This window comes from Corynebacterium sp. ACRPJ, assembly GCF_022347345.1.
Classification (GTDB): Bacteria; Actinomycetota; Actinomycetes; order Mycobacteriales; family Mycobacteriaceae; genus Corynebacterium; species Corynebacterium tuberculostearicum_D.
In genome coordinates, this window is sequence record NZ_JAKRNC010000001.1 from 133,053 (window position 1) to 154,901 (window position 21,849).

Genomic DNA, 21,849 nt, shown 5'->3' on the forward strand with positions numbered 1-21,849 from the left:
TGCCCCAGCGCGGGCGGGCTTTATAATCACGGGCATGCATATTGTTGTCGCCCCAGACTCGTTTAAAGGCACCGCCTCCGCGCCCGAGGCCGCAGCCAGCATTGCTATGGGAGTGCGCCAGGCGCTTCCCGACGCCACGGTGACCACCCTGCCCATGGCTGATGGCGGCGAGGGCACCGCCGCTGTCCTTGCACAGGCGGCAGCGGCCGGTGGACAATCCGCCGAGACCATTACCCTGCCCACTACCGACGCCATCGGCCGCTTGACCCAGGCAAGCTATGTCCTCGCCGGAACCACTGCGTTCATTGACGTCGCCGCTGCCACCGGGCTGCCCGCCGTGCAGGACAGCCTTGATCCGCTCCACGCCGATTCCTATGGCACTGGCGTGCTGATCGCGGATGCAGAAACCCGCGGTGCTACCTCGATCGTGCTGGGATTGGGCGGCACCGCCAGCATTGACGCCGGGATGGGCATCCTCACCGCACTCGGCGCCGCTGCGCACGACGCCCGCGGCTATGCCCTGCCGAAGGGCGGTGCTCCCCTCGTTCAGCTCGACCACATCGATACCGCGCAGCTCAATATCAAGGCGGGCATGCTTGACTTCACACTGCTGGCAGATACCCGCGCTACCCCAGTGCAGGCAGCAACCATGTACGGCCCGCAAAAGGGAGCTCAAGGCGAACAAGTAGCGCTGCTGGCCGGCGCCATGCTCCAAGCCTGCGAGGTTACCGGCACCGATGCAGATTCTGTATTCTATGGCGCCGCGGGTGGCCTTCCCATTGGCCTGTCCTGGCTATCGCGCATCCTCTGGGGCTCAGACGAACACGTGCGCGTCCTGTCCGGCGGCACGCACGTGGCCGCAGCATTGGGCCTTCCAGAAAAGATCGCCTCGGCCGATCTCGTCATTACCGGCGAGGGCCGCTTTGATGAACAGTCTCTAACCGGCAAGGCAGTCGGAACCATCACTGGCCTCGCGCAACAAGCCGGAACTCCCGTGGGCATCATTGCCGGCTCCTTCGAGCATGACACCGACGCCTACTGCGCTCCCCTTAGCCAAGAAGGCTCGCTGGCCCAGCAGCTGGCGGCGGCCGCCGGGGACATCGTCAAGCAGCTCTAAGGCCGAATGGACAGCGACCACGGGAAGATGGCGGGCCGCTCATGCGCCAGCTCATCTTCTAGCAATACGTGGTCCTTGGGCAGCACTGCATGCGGGGTTAGAAGGCGCGAGAGCACCATGCCCAGCTGGTTGACCGAGCCACTCACGCCCGCCACCGCAATGTCATAGCGGTGCACGCTCGCGTCCGCAAGGTCACGGTCCTCATGCTCGTCACGATAATTTTGCCGCAGCTGCTCTTCCAACCCCTCTGGAAACTGCGGCGCCTTGGGGCGGGTAACGTCAGCTGAGGAAAGCGAACCGCTCTCCACCAGCTTGTCAGTGGCGGTGGTAAAGATTTCCGCGACGCGCTCTGCTTGCGCGTTGGGAACCAAAACATCAAATTGAATAACCGGCATAGCGCCAACCCTACCCAATCCCTAAGGTGTGAAACCATGTCTGATTCTGCCCGCATCGCCCAGCTCGTCAATTCCCAGGAGGCCGATCTGGAGTGGCAACAGGACTTTTATGAGGACCTGCACCGCCACCCCGAGCTTTCGCATGAAGAGGAGCGCACCGCCGGTCGCATCCGCGCCAAGCTCGCCGATTTTGACTGCGAGGTAGTAGAAAACATCGGCGGCTTTGGCATGGTCGCCATCTTCCGCAACGGCGATGGCCCCACTGCTTTGCTGCGTGCGGACTTTGACGGCCTGCCCGTGGAAGAGGCCACCGGCGTGTCCTATTCCGCCACTAATGGAAAGATGCACGCCTGCGGGCACGATATGCACACCACGGCGCTGCTGGGTGCCTGCGCGCTTCTCGACGCCTCCCGTAATTCCTGGTCCGGCACCTTCCTCGCCCTTTTCCAGCCGGCCGAAGAATCCTCCGTGGGCGCTAAGGACATGTTGGCCGATAACCTCATCGAGCGCGTGCCGCGTCCCGATATTTGCCTTGGCCAACACATCATGCCCGGCCGCGCCGGCACCGTACGCCATACCGCAGGCCCCATCATGGCCGGCTGCGATTCCTTGCGCATTTGCGTCCTTGGAAAATCGGCCCACGCTTCCATGCCCCATAACTCCATCGACCCCACTTATATCGCGGCCATGATCGTCACCCGCCTCCAAGCTATCGTGGGCCGCGAAGTTGCCCCACACGAGTTCTTTGTCATCTCTGTAGGCGAGCTACACTCCGGCGATAAAAACAACATCATTCCCGAATCCGCCGAGCTCGTGCTCAATACGCGCTACTACGATCCCGCACTCGCGGAAAAGGTCTATGCCTCCCTCGAACGCATGGTCAAGGCCGAGTGTGTGGCGTCCGGAAGCGAGCAAGACCCGACCTTTGAGTACTACGCTCACGGCGAGGTCACCGATAACGACGCCGCAGCCCACGCACCAGTGGCCGAGGTTTTCAATGCCGCCTTCGGCTCCGATTCGGTCATCGCCGCCCCTTCTACCGCCTCTGAGGACTTTTGCTATCTACCACAGGCATGGGGCGTGCCTTATGTCTTCTGGCACATCGGCTGCACCCCGGAAGACGAGTTGCAAGACCCACCGGTCAACCACCAGGCGACCTTCCTGCCGGACTACGCCCCGACCGTCTACGCCTCCACCCGGGCAGCGTATGGTGCGGCATTGACCTACTTGGCAAAGCCCTAGGTACCCGGCGCGCCTTTCCCTATTCCTCCCTGCAAGGCTGCGCCAATCCTATTAAGCTGGCAGGCGTTTCGTGACTTCCCACTAACTTAAGGTTTCACATGAGCCAGCCACGGCACTCTGTTTTCGAATCCACCGTTCCCTCCCATGTTCGTGCGGCCTCCGGAGTAAGCCCGCACAGCGCTTCCTACCGCAAGTTCTGGTCGGGCCTATCCGGCGCCGTCATGGAGCAGATTGCCGATAATTGGGAGCGCACCCGTTCCGCCTATGCTGCGACCCGCCAGCAGCATTACTTCTCCGCGGAGTTCCTGCAGGGCCGCGCACTGCTCAATAACCTCACCAACATGGGCTTGGTCGACGATGCCAAGGCAGCGGCCACCGCTGCCGACCACGAGCTGAGCGATGTCCTCGAAGCCGAACACGATGCCGCACTCGGCAACGGTGGCCTCGGCCGCCTTGCCGCCTGCTTCCTCGATTCCGCCGTCACCCAGGACTACCCCGTTACCGGTTATGGCCTGCTCTATCGTTACGGCCTTTTCCGCCAGTCCTTTGAGAATGGCTTCCAGAAGGAACAGCCTGATGCGTGGATGGAAAACGGCTATGACTTCATTATCCGCCGCGCCTCCGAGCAGCGCCGTGTCCACTTCGATGATATGGACGTGCGCGCCATTCCTTATGACATGCCTATCACCGGCTACGGAACCGATAATGTGGGCACGCTACGCCTGTGGAAGTCCGAGCCCATCGATGAATTCGATTATGATGCCTTCAACTCCCAGCGCTTTACGGAGGCCATTGTCGATCGCGAGCGCGTCATGGATATCTGCCGCGTGCTCTACCCCAACGACACCACCTACGAGGGCAAGGTACTGCGCGTGCGCCAACAGTACTTCTTTGTCTCCGCATCCCTGCAGACCATGGTGGATAACTACATTGCCCAGCACGGCGAGGACCTCACCGGTTTTGCGCAGTACAACTCCATCCAGCTCAATGACACCCACCCAGTGCTCGCCATCCCAGAGCTCCTGCGCATTTTGCTCGATGACCACGGTCTCAGCTGGGATGCGGCGTGGAAGATCGTCACCGAGACCTTCGCCTACACCAACCACACCGTGCTCGCAGAGGCCCTGGAGAACTGGGAAGTGTCCATCTTCCAAAAGCTGTTCTGGCGCATCTGGCAGTTGGTGGAAGAAATCGACCGCCGCTTCCGCGAAGATATGGCCCACCGCGGCCTAGATCAGGGCCGCATTGACTACATGGCGCCGGTATCCAACGGACAGGTTCACATGGCCTGGATCGCCTGCTACGCCGCCTACTCCATTAACGGTGTCGCCGCCCTGCATACCGAGATCATCAAGGCCGATACGCTGTCCGCATGGCATGAGCTGTGGCCAGAAAAGTTTAATAATAAGACCAATGGCGTCACCCCGCGCCGCTGGCTGAAGATGTGCAACCCCCGCCTAGCAGAGCTGCTCACCCAGCAGGCTGGTTCCGATGCGTGGGTTACTGACCTCACCCAGCTGGCCAAACTCGCCGATAAGGCCGACGATACTGACCTACTGCGAGAGCTCATTGCCATCAAGCGGGCCAATAAGCGCGACTTTGCGCAGTGGGTCAACGACCACCAAGGCGCTGAAGTCGACCCTGATTCCATCTTTGACGTGCAGATTAAGCGCCTGCACGAGTACAAGCGCCAGCTGATGAACGCCCTCTACGTCCTCGACCTTTACTTCCGCATCAAGGACGAGGGCGAAACCGTGCCGAAGCGCACCTTTATCTTTGGTGCCAAGGCCGCGCCGGGCTACGACCGTGCCAAGGCGATTATCAAGCTCATCAACACCATCGCAGACCTGGTCAATAACGACCCGGCCACCAAGGACATCATCCGCATCGTCTTCGTAGAGAATTACAACGTCTCCCCCGCCGAACACATCATCCCGGCCGCTGATATCTCCGAGCAGATTTCTGTGGCTGGTAAGGAAGCCTCCGGCACCTCCAATATGAAGTTCATGATGAATGGCGCGCTGACCTTGGGCACCATGGATGGAGCAAACGTGGAAATCGTCGAGTCGGTCGGCGAGGACAACGCCTATATCTTCGGCGCCCGCAATGAGGAGTTGCCGCAGCTGCGCGCCGAGTACAACCCGGGCGAGCTTTACCAGAGCGTGCCAGGCTTAGCCCGCGTACTGGATGCGCTTGTCGACGGCACCCTGGGCGCAGACAATGCCGGTATCTTCGGCGATCTGCGCGCCTCGCTTCTCGACGGCTTCGGGGAGCACGCCCAAGACCAGTACTACGTCTTAGGCGACTTTGCCGACTACCGCGAAACCCGTGACCGCATGGCTGCCGAATACGAGGCAGACCAACTTGCCTGGGCCAAGAAGGCGTGGCTCAATATTTGCTACTCTGGCCGCTTTTCTTCCGACCGGACCATCGCGGACTATGCCAACGAGGTCTGGAAGATCCAACCAACTCCGATTTCCCAGAGCTAAGAAAAGTCCTGCCCCTCCGCTTCTGCAGCTGAGGGCAGGACTTTAACGTGGCGTTAGGCCTACTTCCGTTTGTTTAGCGCAGGCCGACGCGCTTTAGCTGCTCATAGATGGGCTTTAGGTCAATATTGAGCACGCCCATCTGCGTGGCTAGGAAACCGAGTCCGCCAACGACAGCGCCCAAGATTCCTAGGCCTGTAGCTAGACCTGCGGCAAAGCCCTTGCTGCTGCCCTTCTTTCCTGCATCATCCGCCGGATTAGTAGTACTTCCCGGCTGCTCTGGCTCGTCGGCAGAGCCGGCGTCACCATTCCACCACTCATCAAAGACCAAGTTGGCCACCAAGGTGTTATCGATGAAATCGCCGCGCACCGAATCCGTACCGGAGGTATTAGCCATGATGTCCTCAGAGCCTGCACCCTTGAAGAAGAATGGCACCAATTGGTTGGTGTGCTGCCCGGAGTACCAACCGTGCCGAGCGACCTTGCCCTTTTCGCCTTCCATGGCGTTAAAGCGGTCTTCCGCATCAGGGTTGTCGTCCGTCGCTGCCTCATTCGCACCGGATAGATAACCGGTTTCGTGATCCGCGGTCACGACGAGCAAAGTGTCCTCCCACGAGGAGTTCTCCTCTACCTACTTGATGGCAGCATCAACCGACTTATTAAAGTCCTGAGTCTCCTCGATATCGCGCACTGGGTTATTTCCGTGGCCGGCCCAGTCGATGGCACCGCCCTCAATCATGATGGAAAAGCCATCCTCGTCCTGTCCCAGCGCATTGAGGGCGCCAGTCGTCATGGTGGGGAGATCGACGACGTCGTTAAGCTCGTCCGAGTATGGAGCCTTTGCCTCGCCCGAGCGGGAGTTCTGCAACGTGGAACCTACCTGCGCGATACCCCAATACTTCTGCTACGGCTTGACGTCACCTTGCGCCATCTTCTTGAAGTCATCGTTGGACTCGAAGTAATTCCAGTCGGTCTCGCCTCCGGAAAGCTTGGCGTAGTCGTCCTCGTACATGAAGCTATAGTCGGGAGTATCGACCTTCTGGTGGTCATTATCGTAGAACGGGTGGCCAGCGGCCATGACCAAGTCGAGGGCGCTGCCGAGCATCTCACGGCTAATGTCCTGCAGCTTATCGCGGTCCTTGTTGTGCGCGGCCCACGCCGCCGGAGTGGCTTCGGAATAGAGAGTGTCTGATGGTTTGTGTGTGGGTACCTAACCTGCATGAGGAGATGGACCAGAATGACTACTGTGGCGAGACGAGATCCGGCTGATAAGGCCAAGATTGATGCGATTGAAAAGAAGCTTCTTGCTAACCCTGAAATCGCGAAGCTGATTGATGACCTAGGCACGTCTACAACGGATGCCAACGACCTGGTTCGCGGCATGTTGCAAGCCTCAATTACCAGGGGACTCAACGCTGAAATGGATGCCCACCTGGGCTACGAGTCTGGCGACAGGAGCGCTAAAGCTGCAGCTAGAACAGACAATCACCGCAACGGGTCGTATCCAAAGACCGTGGATTCTAACTACGGGCCAGTCACCGTTGATGTCCCGAGGGATCGGGCTGGAACATTCTTGCCGACTATGGTCCCTAAAGGCTCGAGGAGATTGACCGATGTCGATGACATGACCGTTAGCTTGTACGCCGGTGGGATGACAATTAGGGACATCCAGCACCATATGGCAACGGCGATGCGTGTCGATATTTCTCATGAGACGATTTCCGCAGTCACCGATGCCGTCCTCGATGAGGTCATGGTCTGGCAAAACCGCCAGCTAGACGAGTTCTACCCGGTCATTTTCCTGGACGCGCTGCGCATTAAAATCCGCGATGGCGGCCTAGTGGTCAATAAGTCCGCGTACATGGCAATCGGCGTAGATCTCGACGGTATCAAACACATTTTGGGATTGTGGATCGCCAAAGAAGAAGGCGCTTCATTTTGGGCGCAGGTTTGCGCCAATCTTTCCAATCGTGGGGTCAAGGACGTCTTTATCGTCTGCTGTGACGGGCTTAAAGGCCTGCCAGAAGCAGTTGAAGCAACGTGGCCGAACTCTATGGTGCAAACCTGTATCGTGCACCTGATTCGTGCCGCTAACCGATGGGTAGCCTACAGGGATCACCGGGGCGTATCGGCCGCGTTGAAAAAGATTTACACCGCCACGGACGAGTCCACAGCTAAGGCTGCCTTAGACGAATTTGAAGCCTCTGAATTGGCAGAAAAGTATCCCCGCTCAGTCAAGGTCTGGCAGGACGCGTGGGCGCGGTTTGTCCCGTTTCTGCAGTTCCCACCAGCAGCTAGGAAGGTGATCTATACGACGAACTCCATTGAATCTTTTAACAATGAGCTGCGTAAAGCTACTCGCAACAGGGTGCAGTTCACCAACGATGAATCAGCCCTAAAGACGCTGTGGTTGATGATCTGCAATATTGAAGACAAGCGAGCCGCCAAGAGAGCAAAGCAAGGTAAACGAGTCTCAAGAACAGCCGGCAGACTCATGGAAGGAGCCCGAGTATCCGGCTGGAAACAAGCCATCAACCAAATGGCCGTGGCCTACCCCGACCGCTTCGACAAATACCTATAAACCTAGCCCCACACACAAACAACTTGACACCCTCCGAACAAGCAAGCATTGATAGATGCAGGTCTGCACTACATTTTGTCGGTGAAACCCCACCGTGCCTGAGGTGAGTGAAACCTGGCGGCGGGAAATCCCTGGTGAAGCCTACGCCCACGGCCAGATCTGGACACAAGCCTCGGCAAGCGATGCGCGCAAACACACAACCCCGAATACGGTGACCCACTTCCAGTACTCCTATGATCGGGCCAGACGCGGCCTGCGCGGAATCAAAGAGCAAGTCGCAAAAGCCAAACGCGCTGTTGACGGCGAAATCGCCATTAAGCGCAACCGCTATTTCGATCTTTCCACCCCGAACAAGAAGGTCAACTACGCTCTTGCTGCCAAACACCGAGCCCTAGCCGGAATTAAAGGCTATGAAACCGACCTGACCGCTCTTCCCGCCCAGGAGGTTATCGGGCATTACCGCAGGCTATTCCACATTGAAAATGTCGTATCGGATGTCGAAATCAGACCTGAAAGCACGCCCAATCTATGCGAGGAAACAAAACTCGATCACAGCACATCTCAATATTGTGATGGCAGCACTAGCCGTGACCCACCTGATGGAGACCCGCAGTGGTCACTTCATCAAACGCCTCGTGAGAACACTCAAGAAATACCGCAGCTTTCAACTCGTCGTTGGCGGCGAAACCATTCACGCCGCCGTACCATTCCCGCCCGACCTCACTGCCACCATCCAAGTAATCACCGGCCGCGAACTTCCGCACAAAATTGGCCTAAGTCAGGTTAGAAGGGAATCAGCACACCGTCTCGTGGGATTCGTGCTCTGGGTGCTCAATCTGGATGGTGGAGTGCTCGATACCGTGTTCGCGCAGGGCCTGCTGGGCGGCATCCAACAGCGGGCCGGTGCCGACGGTGCCGTCGCGCACGATATGCACGGTCGTGAGCACGTTCACGCCGTCCAGGCTCCACAGGTGCAGGTCGTGGATGTCAGCAACGCCCTCGACCTGCCGCAGCGCGGGCTCGATCGCACTGGCGTCGAAGTCCGCCGGGACTTGCTCGAGCAGCACGCTCGCCGAAAGCCGCATGAGCTGCCAGGCGCGCGGCAGCACCATCGCCGCGATCGCTAGGGAGGCGATCACGTCCGCCGCCACAAACCCCGTGGTCAGTACCACAATGCCGGCCACGATTACTGCGACCGAGCCGAGCATATCCACTAACACGTGCAAGAACGCGCCCTCCACGTTGATCGAGGATTTGCGGTGCCGGTGCAGAACCCACGCCGATAGCGCATTCGCCACCAGGCCGATCACCGCGATGATCAGCATCGTTTTTCCCTGCACTTCGGCCGGGCTCTGCAGGCGGCGCACCGCCTCGACGACAATCCACACCGAGATCGCCAGCACCATCACTGCGTTCGCCAGTGCAGCAAGCACCTCCACTCGTCGGTAGCCGTACGTGGCCTGAGCCGATGCTTGTCGGCGCCCAACCAACACCGCTAACACCGCGATGATCAACCCCGCAGCGTCGGAAAGCATGTGCATCGCATCCGCCATCAGCGCCATCGAACCCGCCAACCAGCCGCCGATCAGCTCCGCGAAGAAGACGGTGCCGGTAATGCCTAGCGCAATCAAGAGTGCGCGCAGCGGCGTGCTGGAGTGATCGTGGTCGTGGTGCTCGTGTGCCATGCACTCAGCCTATCCCCGTCGACGCTTATTGACAATTAAATGAAAATGGATGGCGGTAAGCGCAGCCACTGAGGCCAAGTCGGCCTGATTTAGGTCATTGTGCAGTTGTCCTTTGAATATGTAGAGAAGCTGAAACAAGAACACACATAAACTAATGCAACTGCATGTCAAAAAAGCGGCGGCCGAGTGTACGCAAGGTAAATATAAAACTACTTTTGTATAAATTGATATAGAAAAGCGCCACGACCCGTGGAACGCGTTAAAAGAGGGGTCGCGGCGCTAGTGCCAAGAGAAATTACTTCTTGGTCTCACCCAACAGGTGGCACTGGATCATGTTGGTGTTACCAGCAATTCCTGGAGGGGTACCAGCAATGACGACAATCATGTCGCCCTCCTCGTACCTGTCCATCTCCAGCAATGCGTCATCGATGGCTTCCATCATGTCATCGGTGGACTTAACGTGCGGGCTCAAGAAGGTCTCAGCACCCCACGTGAGAGCCAGCTGGGAACGAACCGCTGGGTCCGGCGTAAACGCCAGCAGCGGAAGCTGGGAGTGCAGGCGAGCCACGCGCTTAGCGGTATCGCCGGAGGTAGTAAAGGCTACGATGGCCTTTGCATTGAGGCGCTCGGCAATATCGCGGGCGGAATAGGACACCACACCACGCTTGGTGCGCGGAACGTGGGACAGCGGTGGAACCTTGCCGCCATCTTCAGCATTAGCCACGATCTTGGACATGGTGCGCACGACGTTCTGCGGGTCAATACCCACGGAAGTCTCACCAGAGAGCATAACGGCGTCAGCGCCATCGAGAACGGCGTTAGCCACGTCGGAAGCCTCTGCACGGGTCGGGCGCAGGTTAGAAATCATGGAATCCAGCATCTGGGTAGCCACGATGACCGGCTTAGCGTTCTCGCGAGCAATCTGGATAGCGCGCTTCTGGAACAGCGGCACGCGCTCCAGCGGCACCTCAACACCGAGGTCGCCACGGGCAATCATGATGGCATCGAATGCCAGCACGATAGACTCGAGCGCGTCTACTGCCTCAGGCTTTTCCAGCTTGGCAATGACTGGAACGCGGCGACCCTCTTCGTCCATAATCTCATGGACCTTATCCACATCTGCTGGGGAGCGGACGAAGGACAGTGCCACGAGGTCAACGCCGAGATTCAAAGCGAAGCGCAGGTCAGCGATATCCTTTTCCGACAAAGCCGGCACGGAGATATCCATACCAGGGAGGGAAACGCCCTTGTTATTGGAAACCGGGCCACCTTCGGTGACCTCACAGACGACGTCGTTGCCGTCGACTTCCTTACAAACAACGGCAACCTTGCCGTCGTCGATCAGCAGGCGGTCACCTGGCTTGGCGTCCTTCGCCAGGCCCTTGTAAGTGGTGGAGACGCGGTCATGGGTGCCTTCGATATCGTCCACGGTAATGCGGACGATCTGGCCGTTATCCCACTGCTCCTCGCCGTTGATAAAGCGGCCAAGGCGAATCTTAGGGCCCTGGAGGTCCGCCAAGATACCGACGGCGCGGCCGGTTTTATCGGTGGCCTGGCGCACCCAGTTGTAATTCGCCTCGTGGTCTGCATGCTCGCCGTGAGACATATTCAGGCGGGCAACGTCCATGCCGTCCTGTACGAGGCGCAAGATGCCATCCTCGCTAGCAACGGCAGGGCCGAGAGTACAAACAATCTTCGTTCTTCTATCCAGCATTATTGGCCTATTCCGTCGGGGAAACTGAACACTCCCCAACCTACTACTTCGAAAGGATTGGGGCCACAATTTCTCGGGTTCATTTTCTGAACGGGCACCCCAAAATGCCCCATTTCCCACAAAAACAAATCCAACCGGGCACACTTGGGCAGTATTTACGTCGATAAAGAGCCCGGTTGCTGCCCATCAGATACCGCGTGCACAGGGCTGTGCTCATCAGTATCCCGGCGCTCCGCCCAATATTTAGGATCTACCTCTTCGGGGGACTCTGGCCCCTGGCGGTGCCTATCAAGCACGAAGAAGACAATCGCGGCGATGATAAAAATCACAAGCGACACGATGAGATTCACGCGGACCCCAAAGATATGGGTCGCCTCATCGGAACGCATCCCTTCAATAAAGAAGCGGCCCAATGTATAGCCCATGACATAAAGGGCAAAGACGCGCCCGTGCCCCAACTTCCAGGCCTTGTGAGCCCACAAGAGGAAAAGGCAGACCAGGACATTCCACACGAGCTCGTACAGGAAGGTCGGGTGCACCGAGGTCATGATCTCCCCCGTGGAGTGTCCGGAAACGGGAGCATAGCCGCCATTTTCATTGACGCGGTAATAGATGTCTAAAGCCCACGGAACGTCGGTCGGGCGCCCATAGAGCTCTTGGTTAAACCAGTTACCTAGGCGTCCAATCGCCTGCGCGAGGATGAGGCCTGGCGCCACCGCGTCAGCAAAGGGGCCGAGCGGTACCTTTTTCACTTTGAAAAGCACCCACAAAGCTAGTGCGCCCAAGGCTACGGCGCCCCAAATGCCCAGTCCGCCATTGGTAATCTTCAGCGCGTCCGCGGGATTGCAGCTATCGCAGAAGTACTTCTGGTTATCGGTAATGACGTGGTAGAGCCGCCCGCCAATGATGCCGGCTGGGATGACCACGATGGCGGCATCCCATACTGTGTCTGGGTTACCGCCGCGTGCGGTGTAGCGGCGTAAGGTCATTCGCAAGGCGACGATAATACCCACGATGATGCACAGCGCATAGGCACGAATGGGAATGGGCCCCAACTGCCACACGCCCTGCGGCGGAGACGGAATATTTGCAAGAATTTCTGTGTGCACGTAGCCAGTGTGCCTTATCCCCCACCCCACCAGCTAGTTGGGGTCTTATTCTATCTTGCGCGCGGGACACGCTGGATGCTGCCCGGCAGCCACCAAAGAGCGCGCCAGCGCCGTAGGATCCTGGGCAGCCATGACTGATTCTCCCACCAAAACTGCATCAGCGCCGCGGGAAGCATAGTGAAACAGGTTGCGCGCGTTGTTTACCCCGCCTACTGCGATGCGCAGGATGGATTCGGGTAAGCCCGGGGCGATATCGTTAAACGCCTCGCGGTTAATGGCATCCGAAGCCAACGACCACGCATTGATGGCAATGACGCTACTTCCTGCCTTGATTGCGCGGTCAACCTCGGCGCAGTTGCGTACCTCTACGATCGCGGTCATACCGAGCGATTCCACCCGGTCCAAAAGTGCCTCCAGGCGAGCTTGCTCTAAGAGTTCAACCTGCAATGGAATAGCATCGGCCCCAAAGCACCGGGCTTCATGAATTTGGTAAGGGTCCACGATGAGATCGCGCGACATCATGGGAATATCAATCGCAGCACGCGCAGCTGCCATGTCTTCTAAAGAACCGTGAAAGCGGCGGAAATCGGTCTGGCATGCCATGAGATGTACGCCGCAGTGTTCAAAGGTGCGGGCCCATTCCGCCATCTGTTCCGCAGAACCAACATGTGCGATTTCGCCACCGTAGGGTACGGCGCGCTTGAGCTCCGTGATGACCGAGCAGCCAGTGCGCAGCAACGCCGCGCGGGCATCCCGGGGAGGCTCCATGTCACGCGAGCGGGCTTTCACATCTTTGAAAGACACGCGAGCTTCCCGCGCAGCGACGTCCTCCAAGACTCCTGCAACTAGGTGGTCAACGGCAATGGGCGTAGGCATCAGCACCTCCCTCCACGGGCGATTAAAATCACACTTAGGTTAACCCGCTAGCGTGCCGTTCCGGAAATTACACAGGAAACGGGGCTATTTTTTGTCCATATCGGTGGGATCGATATCACTATCAAGGGCGTCCCACATCACGCGGCCAGAGTCGGAGGAGGTTTCCAAATCCTCCTCCAGCTTTGCTTGTCGTGCCGCCGGGGTTTCGTATTTGCTAGACGCCTTCGCCTTATCCACGCCTGGATTGCGCGCAAGCATGACCGCACCGAAGAGGGCCGCTGCCGCACCTATTAGGGCCAGAATTGGTCCCAGGGAATGCACCTCGGTGGAAACTACCGTGGCCCAGTCAGAAATCTGGGCAGAGTCTACGGCGTTTTCATTGGCTGAGGCTCCCTGCAGGATCTTCTGGGCGCGCTCGGCGTCCGCGCCCGCAGTCAACAGGCTCACCGGGGTCCATGCACTAGCTGCGGCCGCGAGGGCGCACACGATGCCCACTACTCGCCTACCTACGCGCCGCAGCGCCATCCCTGCGACGGCACCGGCTACCAGAACTAGGGTCAAGGCCATGATTTCCAGCGACCAGGCCGAGCCGATGATGTCATTGGCCGCAGAACCGGCCTTGTCGTCTTCGCTGGCAGCTACCACCCACGTAGCACGGGAGGACAGCCACACTACGATGGCTCCTACAGTGATAAGTAGTGGTCCAAGGCGTCTAGCCTTCACGGTTGCCCTCCTAGGAGATCGGTGGCGTCAAAGCACGTGCGGTCACCGGTATGGCAGGCGCCGCCGCGCTGCCGCACGGTCAGCAGAATAGTATCTCCATCGCAGTCAAGGCGAACGCCCAGCACCTCTTGGGTATTTCCAGAAGTTTCTCCCTTGACCCAATATTCATTGCGCGAGCGCGAAAAATACGTTGCTTTGCGGGTGGCGAGGGTATGGGCCAAGGCGTGGTCATCCATCCAGGCCATCATCAGCACTTCACCAGACTCAGCTTGGGCAATGGCCGGCACCAAGCCTTGGTCATTGCGCTTGAGCTGCTTGGCGATGTCCCCGTGAAGTTCAAAGTCGCCCGGGCTACTCATCGGCGCACCTCGTAGCCCGCAGCGTCAAGGGCGTCTTTCACGTCGCTGATTTCTACCTCACCGAAGTGAAAAATGCTTGCTGCCAAGACGGCATCGGCGCCGGCTGCAACGGCCGGTGGGAAGTCTGCGGCGTTTCCCGCACCACCAGAGGCGATAACGGGAACGGTCACCGCTGCACGCACGGCGCGCAGCAACTCAAGGTCAAACCCTTGCTTTGTGCCATCGCCATCCATCGAGTTGAGGAGGATCTCCCCTACGCCGAGTTCTTCGCCACGGCGCGCCCATTCGATAGCGTCGATCCCGGCTGATTCCGTACCGCCGTGCGTGGTGACCTCAAAGCCGGATGGCGCATACTCTTCGTGGCAACGGCAGGCATCAACGGACAGCACGATGCATTGGGCCCCGAAAATCTCAGCCATTTCGCGCAGCAGTTCCGGATTCTTAATGGCCGCGGTGTTTACAGAGACCTTATCTGCCCCGGCGCGCAATAATTCCCGGACGTCATCAACGCTGCGAACTCCACCACCCACCGTCAAGGGGATGAATACCTGGTCCGCAGTGCGGCGCACGACCTCGAGCATGGTGGAACGGCCTTGCGTAGAAGCAGAGACATCCAAGAAGGTAAGTTCATCGGCTCCTAGGGCGTCATAACGCGCGGCCAGCTCCACTGGGTCGCCGGCATCGCGCAGGTTGTCAAAGTTGATGCCCTTGACCACGCGGCCTTGGTCCACGTCTAGGCAGGGGATCACGCGTACGGCTACAGCCATGGCGGCCGCCTCCTTTTCGGGTATTTAGTCTTAGCGGTGAAAAGTACCGGTATGACGAGACAAGATATCCACGATGGTGGCATGAACCTGCGGGGTACCTGCCACCATGCCGCGCGACTGCGCAGTCCACGGATTTCCTTCCGGATCGGTGACAACGCCACCAGCGGCCTGAATCTGCAGCGCTCCCGCGGCGTTATCCCATGGGTGCGGGGAGAAGTTAATTGCGCCATCGAACACTCCCTGCGCAACGAAGGCATTATCAAGTCCTACGGAACCGGTCATTCGCGGGCGCAGTCCGGTCTCGCGCAGCTCGTGGAAAATCTCGGTGGGCAGGTGGGAAGAACAGCCCACGTGACCACGTGCTTCATCAAATCCCATTGCTTCGTCCCCTCCACCGAAGCCAGTGGCAGGCCCACCTACTGAGCGCAGTGGGGAGCCATCGCAGGTGACCAGACGGCGCCCCAGGAGCGGGAAGTCAGATACCGCGGCAACGGGCGCACCCTCATGAATGAGCGCCACTAGGCTGCCGGCCATGGGGTTTCCGGCAGAGTAGTTTGCGGTGCCATCAATCGGATCTACCACCCACACGGTATCGAGCACGCTGCCGCCTGATTCTTCTCCATAGACCGGGATGCCGGTCATCTGGGTCAAGATATCGCGCAGCTGTTGCTCGATGACGAGGTCTACCTCGGTGGCGAAATCTCCCTGCCCCTTAAAACGGGCGGGCGCAGCTCCGAGGCCGGAGCGAAAAATGGGTTCTACTTGGTCTACGGCCGCCTCCGCGAAGGCCACCAACTCGCGGGGTTCCATCATGACTTAGTTGTCCTCAGGATCGAAAGGGTCAATGGTTTCTTCCGCCGGCAGCGGCTCTACCTCGGCCACCGCAGCGAGTGCTTCGTCGAGGGTGAAATTCCCCTCGTACAGGGCCTTGCCAATAATGGCGGAATCGATGCCCTCATTTACATAAAGCGCGAGCTCGCGCAGGTCTTCCACGCTAGAAATGCCACCAGAGGCGGTGATCTTTGCCTCCGTTGCCATCGCCACCTCGCGCAGGAGCTCAATATTAGGTCCGGTGAGCGTGCCGTCTTTAGACACATCTGTCACCACAAAGCGCTGGCAGCCGGCTGCATCCAGGCGCTCGAGTACCTCCCACAGATCGCCGCCATCGGAGACCCAGCCATTGCCGGCGGTACGCCATTCGCCGCCTTCCTCGCGCACGGCAAGATCCACGGCGACCTTATCTCCGTAGCGCGCCAGGATGTCCTCGACCCATTCCGGCTGCTCTAGAGCAGCCGTGCCGATACTAATGCGCTGCGCGCCGGTAGCCAGCGCGCGCTCCACCGCGGCATCATCCCGGATGCCGCCACTAAGCTCCACATTTACGCCCAGCTCGCGGGTAATCGTCGCCATTTCTGCGTGGTTGGAGCCCCGGCCAAAAGCCGCATCCAAATCCACAAAGTGCAGCCAGTGCGCGCCTTGGGACTGCCACTTTTGTGCGGCATCGCGCGGGGAACCATACGAGGTTTCGGTGCCTGCTTCGCCTTTATCTAGGCGCACGGCTTGGCCTTGAGATACATCGACTGCTGGCAAAAGCGTAAAAGTCATATCCTTCATCCTACCTAGAGCGTGCGCATCCAGTTTTCCAAAAGCTGAGCACCGGCGTCCCCGGATTTCTCAGGGTGGAATTGAGTCGCCCACAGGGCACCGTTTTCTACCGCCGCGACGAACTTATCGCCCGCGTGCTCGGCCCAGCTCACCTGCGGCGGGCGGGTAATCTCCGTTTCCAATTCCCACCGGCGAACGCCGTAGGAATGCACGAAATAAAACCGCTCGTCTTCAGCTAATCCGACAAACATATCACTGCCGACGGGTACCTCAACGGTATTCCACCCCATATGCGGCAGCACCGCAGACTGCAGCTTTTCCACGGTGCCGGGCCACTCGCCGCAGCCGGTGGAGTTGATGTTGTGTTCCACCCCGGCGTCGAAAAGCACCTGCATGCCTACGCAAATGCCCAACACCGGCCGCTCCCCTGCCAAGCGCTGGCCGATGACCCGAGGGCCCTGCACCGCCCGTAGCCCGCGCATGCAGGCAGCAAAGGCACCCACGCCAGGGACAAGCAGACCGTCCGCGTCCACCGCTTCTTTGGGGTCCGCGGTAACGGTGACGTCCGCGCCCACCCGCTCCAGCGCGCGCTGGGCTGAGCGCACATTGCCCGCGCCATAATCCAATAATGCGACCGTCTTTGCCATGGGCTATACCTTACGCATGCGACGCAGACGCGTCCGGATATCGTTGGTTTCACTCACGCGGGTGCGCCCGAGAACAAAATCTGCCAACGTCATCACAACGCCGGCAACGAGGATGACCACGCCGGCCCCAAAAGCCCCCGCATAGCCGTAGCCGGCAACCAAGGCACCCAAGAGGGTCGAGCCCAAGCCGGTGCCGCCGTCATAGAAGATATTCCAGATGGCAGAAGCCTCCGAGACGCGCTCGCGCGGCAGGCGGTCAAACATCGACAGCAGGGCCTCATTTTGCGCAATACCAAAAGCACCGCCGAAGAGGAAGGCGCCCAGCACGAGCCACCATACGGAGCCGTCAAGGTAGAGAGGAACGGCAATGGCGAGCACACCCACAATGGCCATGATTTGGCCGGGGATATAGAGCCGGCCGGGCGTGCCCACGCGGTCTGCCACCATGCCGGCGAAGTAGCGGAAAATCATGGCCGCGCCACCCACGATGGACAGCATGATGCCGGCCAAGCTGGCGCCGCGCTCTGCATCGAGTTCTTGTACCGCCGGCGGCAGGAAGGATGATACGGCGCCATAGCTCATAGAAAACGTCGTTAGCGCCAACGCAGGAACGAGCACTAGCTTCCACGTAGGAACGCGGATAAGGTTCGGCTCCTCTTCGGTATCGGAGGCGAGCGTGACCTTGATCTTGGGAATGCGCAGGCACATACCAAAGCCCACGAAGCCAATGATGCCGGCAGTGATATACGTCGAGGCATATCCCAGCTTTTCCGCCATGATCAATCCCAGTGGCAAAAAGACCATCTGTCCCAGGCCAGTGAAAACACCAATCATGCCGGTAGCCTTGCCCAGCAGGCGTACGGGCGCCAGTTCCGCAATGAGCGCGGACTCAGAAACGGTCAGCGCACCAAAGCCCACGCCGCGCAGTGCGGAAAAGAGCAGGACAACCCAAGCATCGGTACCCAAGAGGTGACCAAAGGCAGGTACACCCAGGGTAAAAGCGGACAGTGCCATCACGCGGCGATAGCCCCACCGACGTAGGAGCCACGGGGAGATGATCTGGGTCAGCACGGTAAAGGCCATGAAGATGCCCGTGGATGAGCCCGCCAAGGTCGCTGAGCCGCCGGAGTCAATGACCGCTAGCGGCACCACTGGAAGGAGGATGGACCAAGCACCGAAGGCTGCGGCGATGGCCAACATGGTCGGGGTATACCCCGGAACCTTCCAGATATTAGTTTCTTGGGTTGTGCTCATTTACCAAACGCTCCTACCATCCACGAGATTGCCGCTACTACGGTGATCGCAGCCAAAAGAGAGGCTACTACTGTCATTGCCTTCGACCCCTGTTGGTAGGCGGACCATGCGCCTCCCACCAACATGCCTGCTACGAGGAAGAGGACCAAGATCATAAAGTGCATGCGTTCTAGAGTGCTCCCTTCGTCGATGGAATTCCAGTCTGGCGGGGGTCGAATTCCACCGCACCGCGCAGCGCACGCGCTACGGCTTTAAACTCCGCTTCCGTAATGTGATGCGGATCGCGCCCATAGCGCACGTTGAGGTGGAGCGTTACCGCAGCGTGGGTGGCGAGCGTTTCAAAGAAGTGGCGGTTGATCACCGTGGCGTAATGCCCACCGATGGTCTGCCACTGCAGGTTCTCTGGTTCGCCGTTCATGACAAAATAGGCGCGCCCAGAAAAATCCACCACCGCCTCCACTAAGGCCTCATCCATGGGCAAAAGCTGGGAGCCAAAGCGGCGAATGCCGGCCTTATCCCCCACCGCCTTACGCAGCGCGGTGCCGAGCACGATGGCGGTATCTTCCACAGTGTGGTGGGCATCTACCTCCACATCGCCCTCAGCCTGCACGGTGAGATCAAAGCTGCCATGAGTAGCAAAGGCCGTGAGCATGTGGTCAAAGAAAGGCAGTCCGGTGGAAATATCGCTTTGTCCCGTGCCATCAAGGTCAATGACCACAGAAATCTGCGATTCCGACGTCGCGCGCTGGGCGCGCCCTACGCGGTTGCTCATGCTTCGCTCCTTTCATCTACGACCGGGGAATCAGCCACTACCGTATCCGCAAGGTCCTCGGCCACGGCCAAAAAGGCCGAATTTTCCTCTGGCAGCCCCACGGTCATGCGCAGGTGGCCTGCGATGCCAACATCGCGAATGAGCACTTCCTTATCCAAGAACTGTTGCCACACGCGGTGTTGGTCAACAAAGCGGCCGAAGAAGAGAAAATTAGATTCGCTAGGCAGGACGGTATAGCCCAATTCGCGCAAGCGAGCGGCCACCCGCTCGCGTTCGGTGGCAATCTTTTCCACGGTGGCGAGCGTATCCGCACTATGGCGCAGCGCCACCGTCGCCGCTGCTTGGGAAAGCACGGATAGGTGGTACGGCAAGCGCACCAGCATTACGGCCTCCACAAAGGCCGGGTCCGCCACGAAATAGCCGAGGCGGCCACCCGCGAAGTCGAAGGCCTTAGACATGGTGCGCGAGACCACCAGCTTCGTAGGGTATTTATCCAGCAGCGTCACCGCAGAAGGCGAGGAAGAAAATTCGCCATAAGCTTCATCGACGATGAGGATGCCCGGGGCGGCGTCGGCAAGCGCGGCAATATCGTCCACGCTGGTCACCCCGCCGGTGGGGTTATTCGGCGTAGTCACAAAGATGATATCCGGCTGGTGCTGCGCCACGGCTGCGAGCGCCCGGTCCATATCAATGCGGAAATTCTCATCGCGTGGGCACTCCACAAACTGCGTGTGAGTCCCATCCGCGAGGATAGGGTGCATGGAGTAGGACGGGGTGAAACCGAGCACACTGCGGCCCGGACCGCCGAATGCCTGCAACAGCTGCTGCAAAATCTCATTCGAGCCATTGGCCGCCCATACCTGTTCAGAGCCCACGCGCACGCCGGTTTGCTCAGTGATATAAGCCGCTAGGGCCTGGCGCAGCTCCACCGCATCGCGCTCCGGATAGCGATTGAGTGTGGTGGCAAGGCGCCGGGTCTCCGCCACCAAGTCATCCACTAGCGCCTGCGAGGGAGGATAGGGATTTTCGTTGGTATTGAGCTGGTAGGCCACGTGGAGCTGCGGCGCCCCATAGGCGGACTTGCCGCGCAGCTCCTCGCGCAGGGGAAGATCATTCAAGTGCGTCATTTAATTCTCCTCGAATCGGGCGCGGATAGCCTCACCGTGGGCGGGTAGCCCCTCGGCCTCCGCAAAAGCGATAACGTGCGGGGCAATCTCTTCCAGCGCAGCTCGGTCATAATCAATAAGGTTGACCGGCCGCATAAAGGTATGGGTAGAAAGGCCGGCAGAAAAGCGCGCCGTACCGGAGGTGGGCAATACGTGATTGGAGCCGGCCGCGTAATCTCCGAGCGGCACTGGAGCAAAGTCCCCTACAAAGATGGCACCGGCGTGCTTAATCCGCTCGGCCACCGCGCCGGGCTCTGCGGTGTGGATCTCCAGGTGCTCAGCGGCATAGGCATTGGCCACCGCCACCGCTGCATCCAGGGAATCGACCAGCACAATTCCGGATTGCTCGCCGCCTAGAGCCTCGGCCGCCCGCTGCGCATTAGCGGTGGCGCCGTGGCGCGCTTCTACCTCCTCCTTCACACGCTGAGCCAGGCTTGGAGATGCCGTAATGAGCACACTCGCGGCCATCGGATCATGCTCGGCCTGGGAGATGAGGTCATAGGCCACATACACCGGATTCGCGGTGTCATCAGCGATAATGGCGATTTCGGTCGGCCCGGCCTCGGCATCAGTGCCCACCACGCCGCGCACCAACCTCTTGGCTGCGGTGACGAAGATATTTCCAGGACCGGTAATCATGTCCACCGGGGCTAGTTCGGCGTCATCATCGCCGTAGGCCATCAGCGCGATGGCTTGGCCACCTCCTACCGCCCAGACCTCATCTACGCCCAGCATCTGGCACACGGCTAGCACCGTGGGGTGCGGCAGACCGCCGAATTCCTTTTGTGGCGGCGAGGCTACCACCAAGCTTTCCGCGCCGGCCGCCTGCGCTGGCACGGCGTTCATAATCACCGAGGACGGATAGACCGCCTTGCCTCCCGGCACGTATAGCCCAACGCGCTCGATGGGGCGAAAGACCTCGGTCACCGTGGCACCTGGTGCCAGCTCGGTGGTGTGCGCGGCCGGCTTTTGCTCGGCGTGAACCTTGCGGACCCTCTCAATGGAAACCTCAATCGCTTGGCGCACCTGCGGGTCTAGGCCGGAAGCGGCCTTCTCCAACTCCGCTTGGGGCACCCGCAGGTGGGTTGGGCGCACACCATCGAATTGCTCGCCAAAGTTCAAGGCGGCCGCAGCGCCTTCGTGGCGTACTCGATGAACCATCGGCGCCACCTTGTCCACCACGGCGGCGACGTCGGTGCCACCGCGCGGCAAAACTCGCCGCAGCTGGGCGGGGCGCAGCTCTTGGCCACGCAGATCGATGGTACGAAGCATTCCCGGATCCTTTTCTCCCTATCGGATTTCTGTTATTAAACCAATATCCTAATGGTCAAACGCCAGCGAGGGGGACGGT

At 59.5% G+C, this 21,849-nt stretch carries 23 protein-coding genes; 5 read left to right on the plus strand and 18 right to left on the minus strand.

Translation table 11 applies throughout. From position 1 onward, the window contains the following. Positions 1–34 precede the first annotated feature (34 nt). Positions 35–1,117, plus strand: coding sequence for a glycerate kinase (locus MHY08_RS00625; protein ID WP_239234717.1), 1,083 nt, complete (start codon positions 35–37; stop codon positions 1,115–1,117). Here the strand turns inward: MHY08_RS00625 and MHY08_RS00630 are convergent. Further along, positions 1,114–1,512 carry a hypothetical protein gene (locus tag MHY08_RS00630; RefSeq protein ID WP_239234719.1) on the minus strand — a complete coding sequence of 133 codons (399 nt, stop codon included), beginning with the start codon at positions 1,510–1,512 and terminating at the stop codon, positions 1,114–1,116. The genes MHY08_RS00625 and MHY08_RS00630 overlap by 4 nt on opposite strands. A 36-nt stretch (positions 1,513–1,548) precedes the next feature. On the opposite strand from MHY08_RS00630, the gene MHY08_RS00635 reads away from it, so the two are divergent. Then, positions 1,549–2,754: an amidohydrolase gene (locus MHY08_RS00635; RefSeq protein ID WP_239234721.1), complete on the plus strand. Its 1,206-nt coding sequence runs from the start codon at positions 1,549–1,551 to the stop codon at positions 2,752–2,754. Between the two features lie 98 nt (positions 2,755–2,852). Then, on the plus strand, positions 2,853–5,243 hold the full coding sequence (locus MHY08_RS00640; protein ID WP_239234723.1) for a glycogen/starch/alpha-glucan phosphorylase: 2,391 nt from the start codon (positions 2,853–2,855) through the stop codon (positions 5,241–5,243). Positions 5,244–5,316: 73 nt separating this feature from the next. Here the strand turns inward: MHY08_RS00640 and MHY08_RS00645 are convergent, their stop codons facing one another. Genes MHY08_RS00645 through MHY08_RS00655 form a run of 3 tightly spaced genes read right to left on the minus strand, consistent with a single transcriptional unit; the run spans position 5,317 to position 6,345 of the window. Further along, positions 5,317–5,832: a hypothetical protein gene (locus tag MHY08_RS00645; RefSeq protein WP_239234725.1), complete on the minus strand. Its 516-nt coding sequence runs from the start codon at positions 5,830–5,832 to the stop codon at positions 5,317–5,319. A 39-nt stretch (positions 5,833–5,871) separates the two neighbouring features. Continuing rightward, positions 5,872–6,108 (minus strand): alkaline phosphatase, encoded by a 237-nt coding sequence (locus MHY08_RS00650; protein WP_239234727.1) that lies wholly within the window; start codon positions 6,106–6,108, stop codon positions 5,872–5,874. Between the two features lie 36 nt (positions 6,109–6,144). Then, positions 6,145–6,345 carry a hypothetical protein gene (locus MHY08_RS00655; protein WP_239234729.1) on the minus strand — a complete coding sequence of 67 codons (201 nt, stop codon included), beginning with the start codon at positions 6,343–6,345 and terminating at the stop codon, positions 6,145–6,147. Between the two features lie 132 nt (positions 6,346–6,477). Here MHY08_RS00655 and MHY08_RS00660 point away from each other — a divergent pair, with 132 nt between their 5' ends. Further along, the gene (locus tag MHY08_RS00660) at positions 6,478–7,821 is read left to right on the plus strand and encodes an IS256 family transposase (RefSeq protein ID WP_239234731.1); all 1,344 of its coding nucleotides are present in this window, start codon (positions 6,478–6,480) and stop codon (positions 7,819–7,821) included. Positions 7,822–7,924: 103 nt separating this feature from the next. Further along, entirely contained in the window at positions 7,925–8,608 is a 684-nt protein-coding gene (locus MHY08_RS00665; RefSeq protein ID WP_239234733.1) for a hypothetical protein, read from the plus strand. Positions 8,609–8,615: 7 nt separating this feature from the next. Here MHY08_RS00665 and MHY08_RS00670 read toward each other — a convergent pair whose 3' ends face one another. The 14 genes from MHY08_RS00670 to hisD form a co-directional block, all read right to left on the minus strand. Further along, positions 8,616–9,506: a cation diffusion facilitator family transporter gene (locus MHY08_RS00670; protein WP_005328806.1), complete on the minus strand. Its 891-nt coding sequence runs from the start codon at positions 9,504–9,506 to the stop codon at positions 8,616–8,618. Between the two features lie 295 nt (positions 9,507–9,801). Further along, a complete protein-coding gene (pyk, locus tag MHY08_RS00675) occupies positions 9,802–11,217 on the minus strand; it encodes a pyruvate kinase (RefSeq protein ID WP_100067822.1) in 1,416 nt (471 codons plus the stop codon). Between the two features lie 158 nt (positions 11,218–11,375). Then, entirely contained in the window at positions 11,376–12,329 is a 954-nt protein-coding gene (gene lgt, locus MHY08_RS00680; protein ID WP_239234735.1) for a prolipoprotein diacylglyceryl transferase, read from the minus strand. Positions 12,330–12,374: 45 nt separating this feature from the next. Beyond that, positions 12,375–13,205, minus strand: a complete 831-nt coding sequence (locus MHY08_RS00685) for an indole-3-glycerol-phosphate synthase (RefSeq protein WP_005324614.1) — start codon at positions 13,203–13,205, stop codon at positions 12,375–12,377. An 84-nt stretch (positions 13,206–13,289) separates the two neighbouring features. Beyond that, positions 13,290–13,928 (minus strand): TIGR02234 family membrane protein, encoded by a 639-nt coding sequence (locus tag MHY08_RS00690; RefSeq protein ID WP_239234737.1) that lies wholly within the window; start codon positions 13,926–13,928, stop codon positions 13,290–13,292. Next, positions 13,925–14,287, minus strand: coding sequence for a phosphoribosyl-AMP cyclohydrolase (gene hisI / locus MHY08_RS00695; RefSeq protein ID WP_239234739.1), 363 nt, complete (start codon positions 14,285–14,287; stop codon positions 13,925–13,927). Before hisI ends, MHY08_RS00690 begins: the two co-directional genes overlap by 4 nt. After that, the gene (hisF, locus tag MHY08_RS00700; RefSeq protein WP_239234741.1) at positions 14,284–15,054 is read right to left on the minus strand and encodes an imidazole glycerol phosphate synthase subunit HisF; all 771 of its coding nucleotides are present in this window, start codon (positions 15,052–15,054) and stop codon (positions 14,284–14,286) included. The genes hisI and hisF overlap by 4 nt, the downstream gene beginning before the upstream one ends. Before the next feature lie 30 nt (positions 15,055–15,084). Beyond that, positions 15,085–15,867, minus strand: a complete 783-nt coding sequence (locus MHY08_RS00705; protein ID WP_239234743.1) for an inositol monophosphatase — start codon at positions 15,865–15,867, stop codon at positions 15,085–15,087. 3 nt (positions 15,868–15,870) lie between these two features. After that, entirely contained in the window at positions 15,871–16,659 is a 789-nt protein-coding gene (priA, locus tag MHY08_RS00710; protein ID WP_239228140.1) for a bifunctional 1-(5-phosphoribosyl)-5-((5-phosphoribosylamino)methylideneamino)imidazole-4-carboxamide isomerase/phosphoribosylanthranilate isomerase PriA, read from the minus strand. Between the two features lie 14 nt (positions 16,660–16,673). Then, a complete protein-coding gene (hisH, locus tag MHY08_RS00715) occupies positions 16,674–17,306 on the minus strand; it encodes an imidazole glycerol phosphate synthase subunit HisH (RefSeq protein ID WP_239234745.1) in 633 nt (210 codons plus the stop codon). A gap of 3 nt (positions 17,307–17,309) precedes the next feature. Beyond that, positions 17,310–18,560: an MFS transporter gene (locus MHY08_RS00720; protein ID WP_239234747.1), complete on the minus strand. Its 1,251-nt coding sequence runs from the start codon at positions 18,558–18,560 to the stop codon at positions 17,310–17,312. 169 nt (positions 18,561–18,729) lie between these two features. Continuing rightward, positions 18,730–19,332, minus strand: coding sequence for an imidazoleglycerol-phosphate dehydratase HisB (gene hisB / locus MHY08_RS00725; protein WP_239234749.1), 603 nt, complete (start codon positions 19,330–19,332; stop codon positions 18,730–18,732). Beyond that, positions 19,329–20,459 carry a histidinol-phosphate transaminase gene (locus MHY08_RS00730; RefSeq protein ID WP_239234751.1) on the minus strand — a complete coding sequence of 377 codons (1,131 nt, stop codon included), beginning with the start codon at positions 20,457–20,459 and terminating at the stop codon, positions 19,329–19,331. The genes hisB and MHY08_RS00730 overlap by 4 nt, the downstream gene beginning before the upstream one ends. After that, a complete protein-coding gene (gene hisD, locus MHY08_RS00735) occupies positions 20,460–21,770 on the minus strand; it encodes a histidinol dehydrogenase (RefSeq protein WP_239234753.1) in 1,311 nt (436 codons plus the stop codon). Between the last annotated feature and the right edge of the window lie 79 nt (positions 21,771–21,849).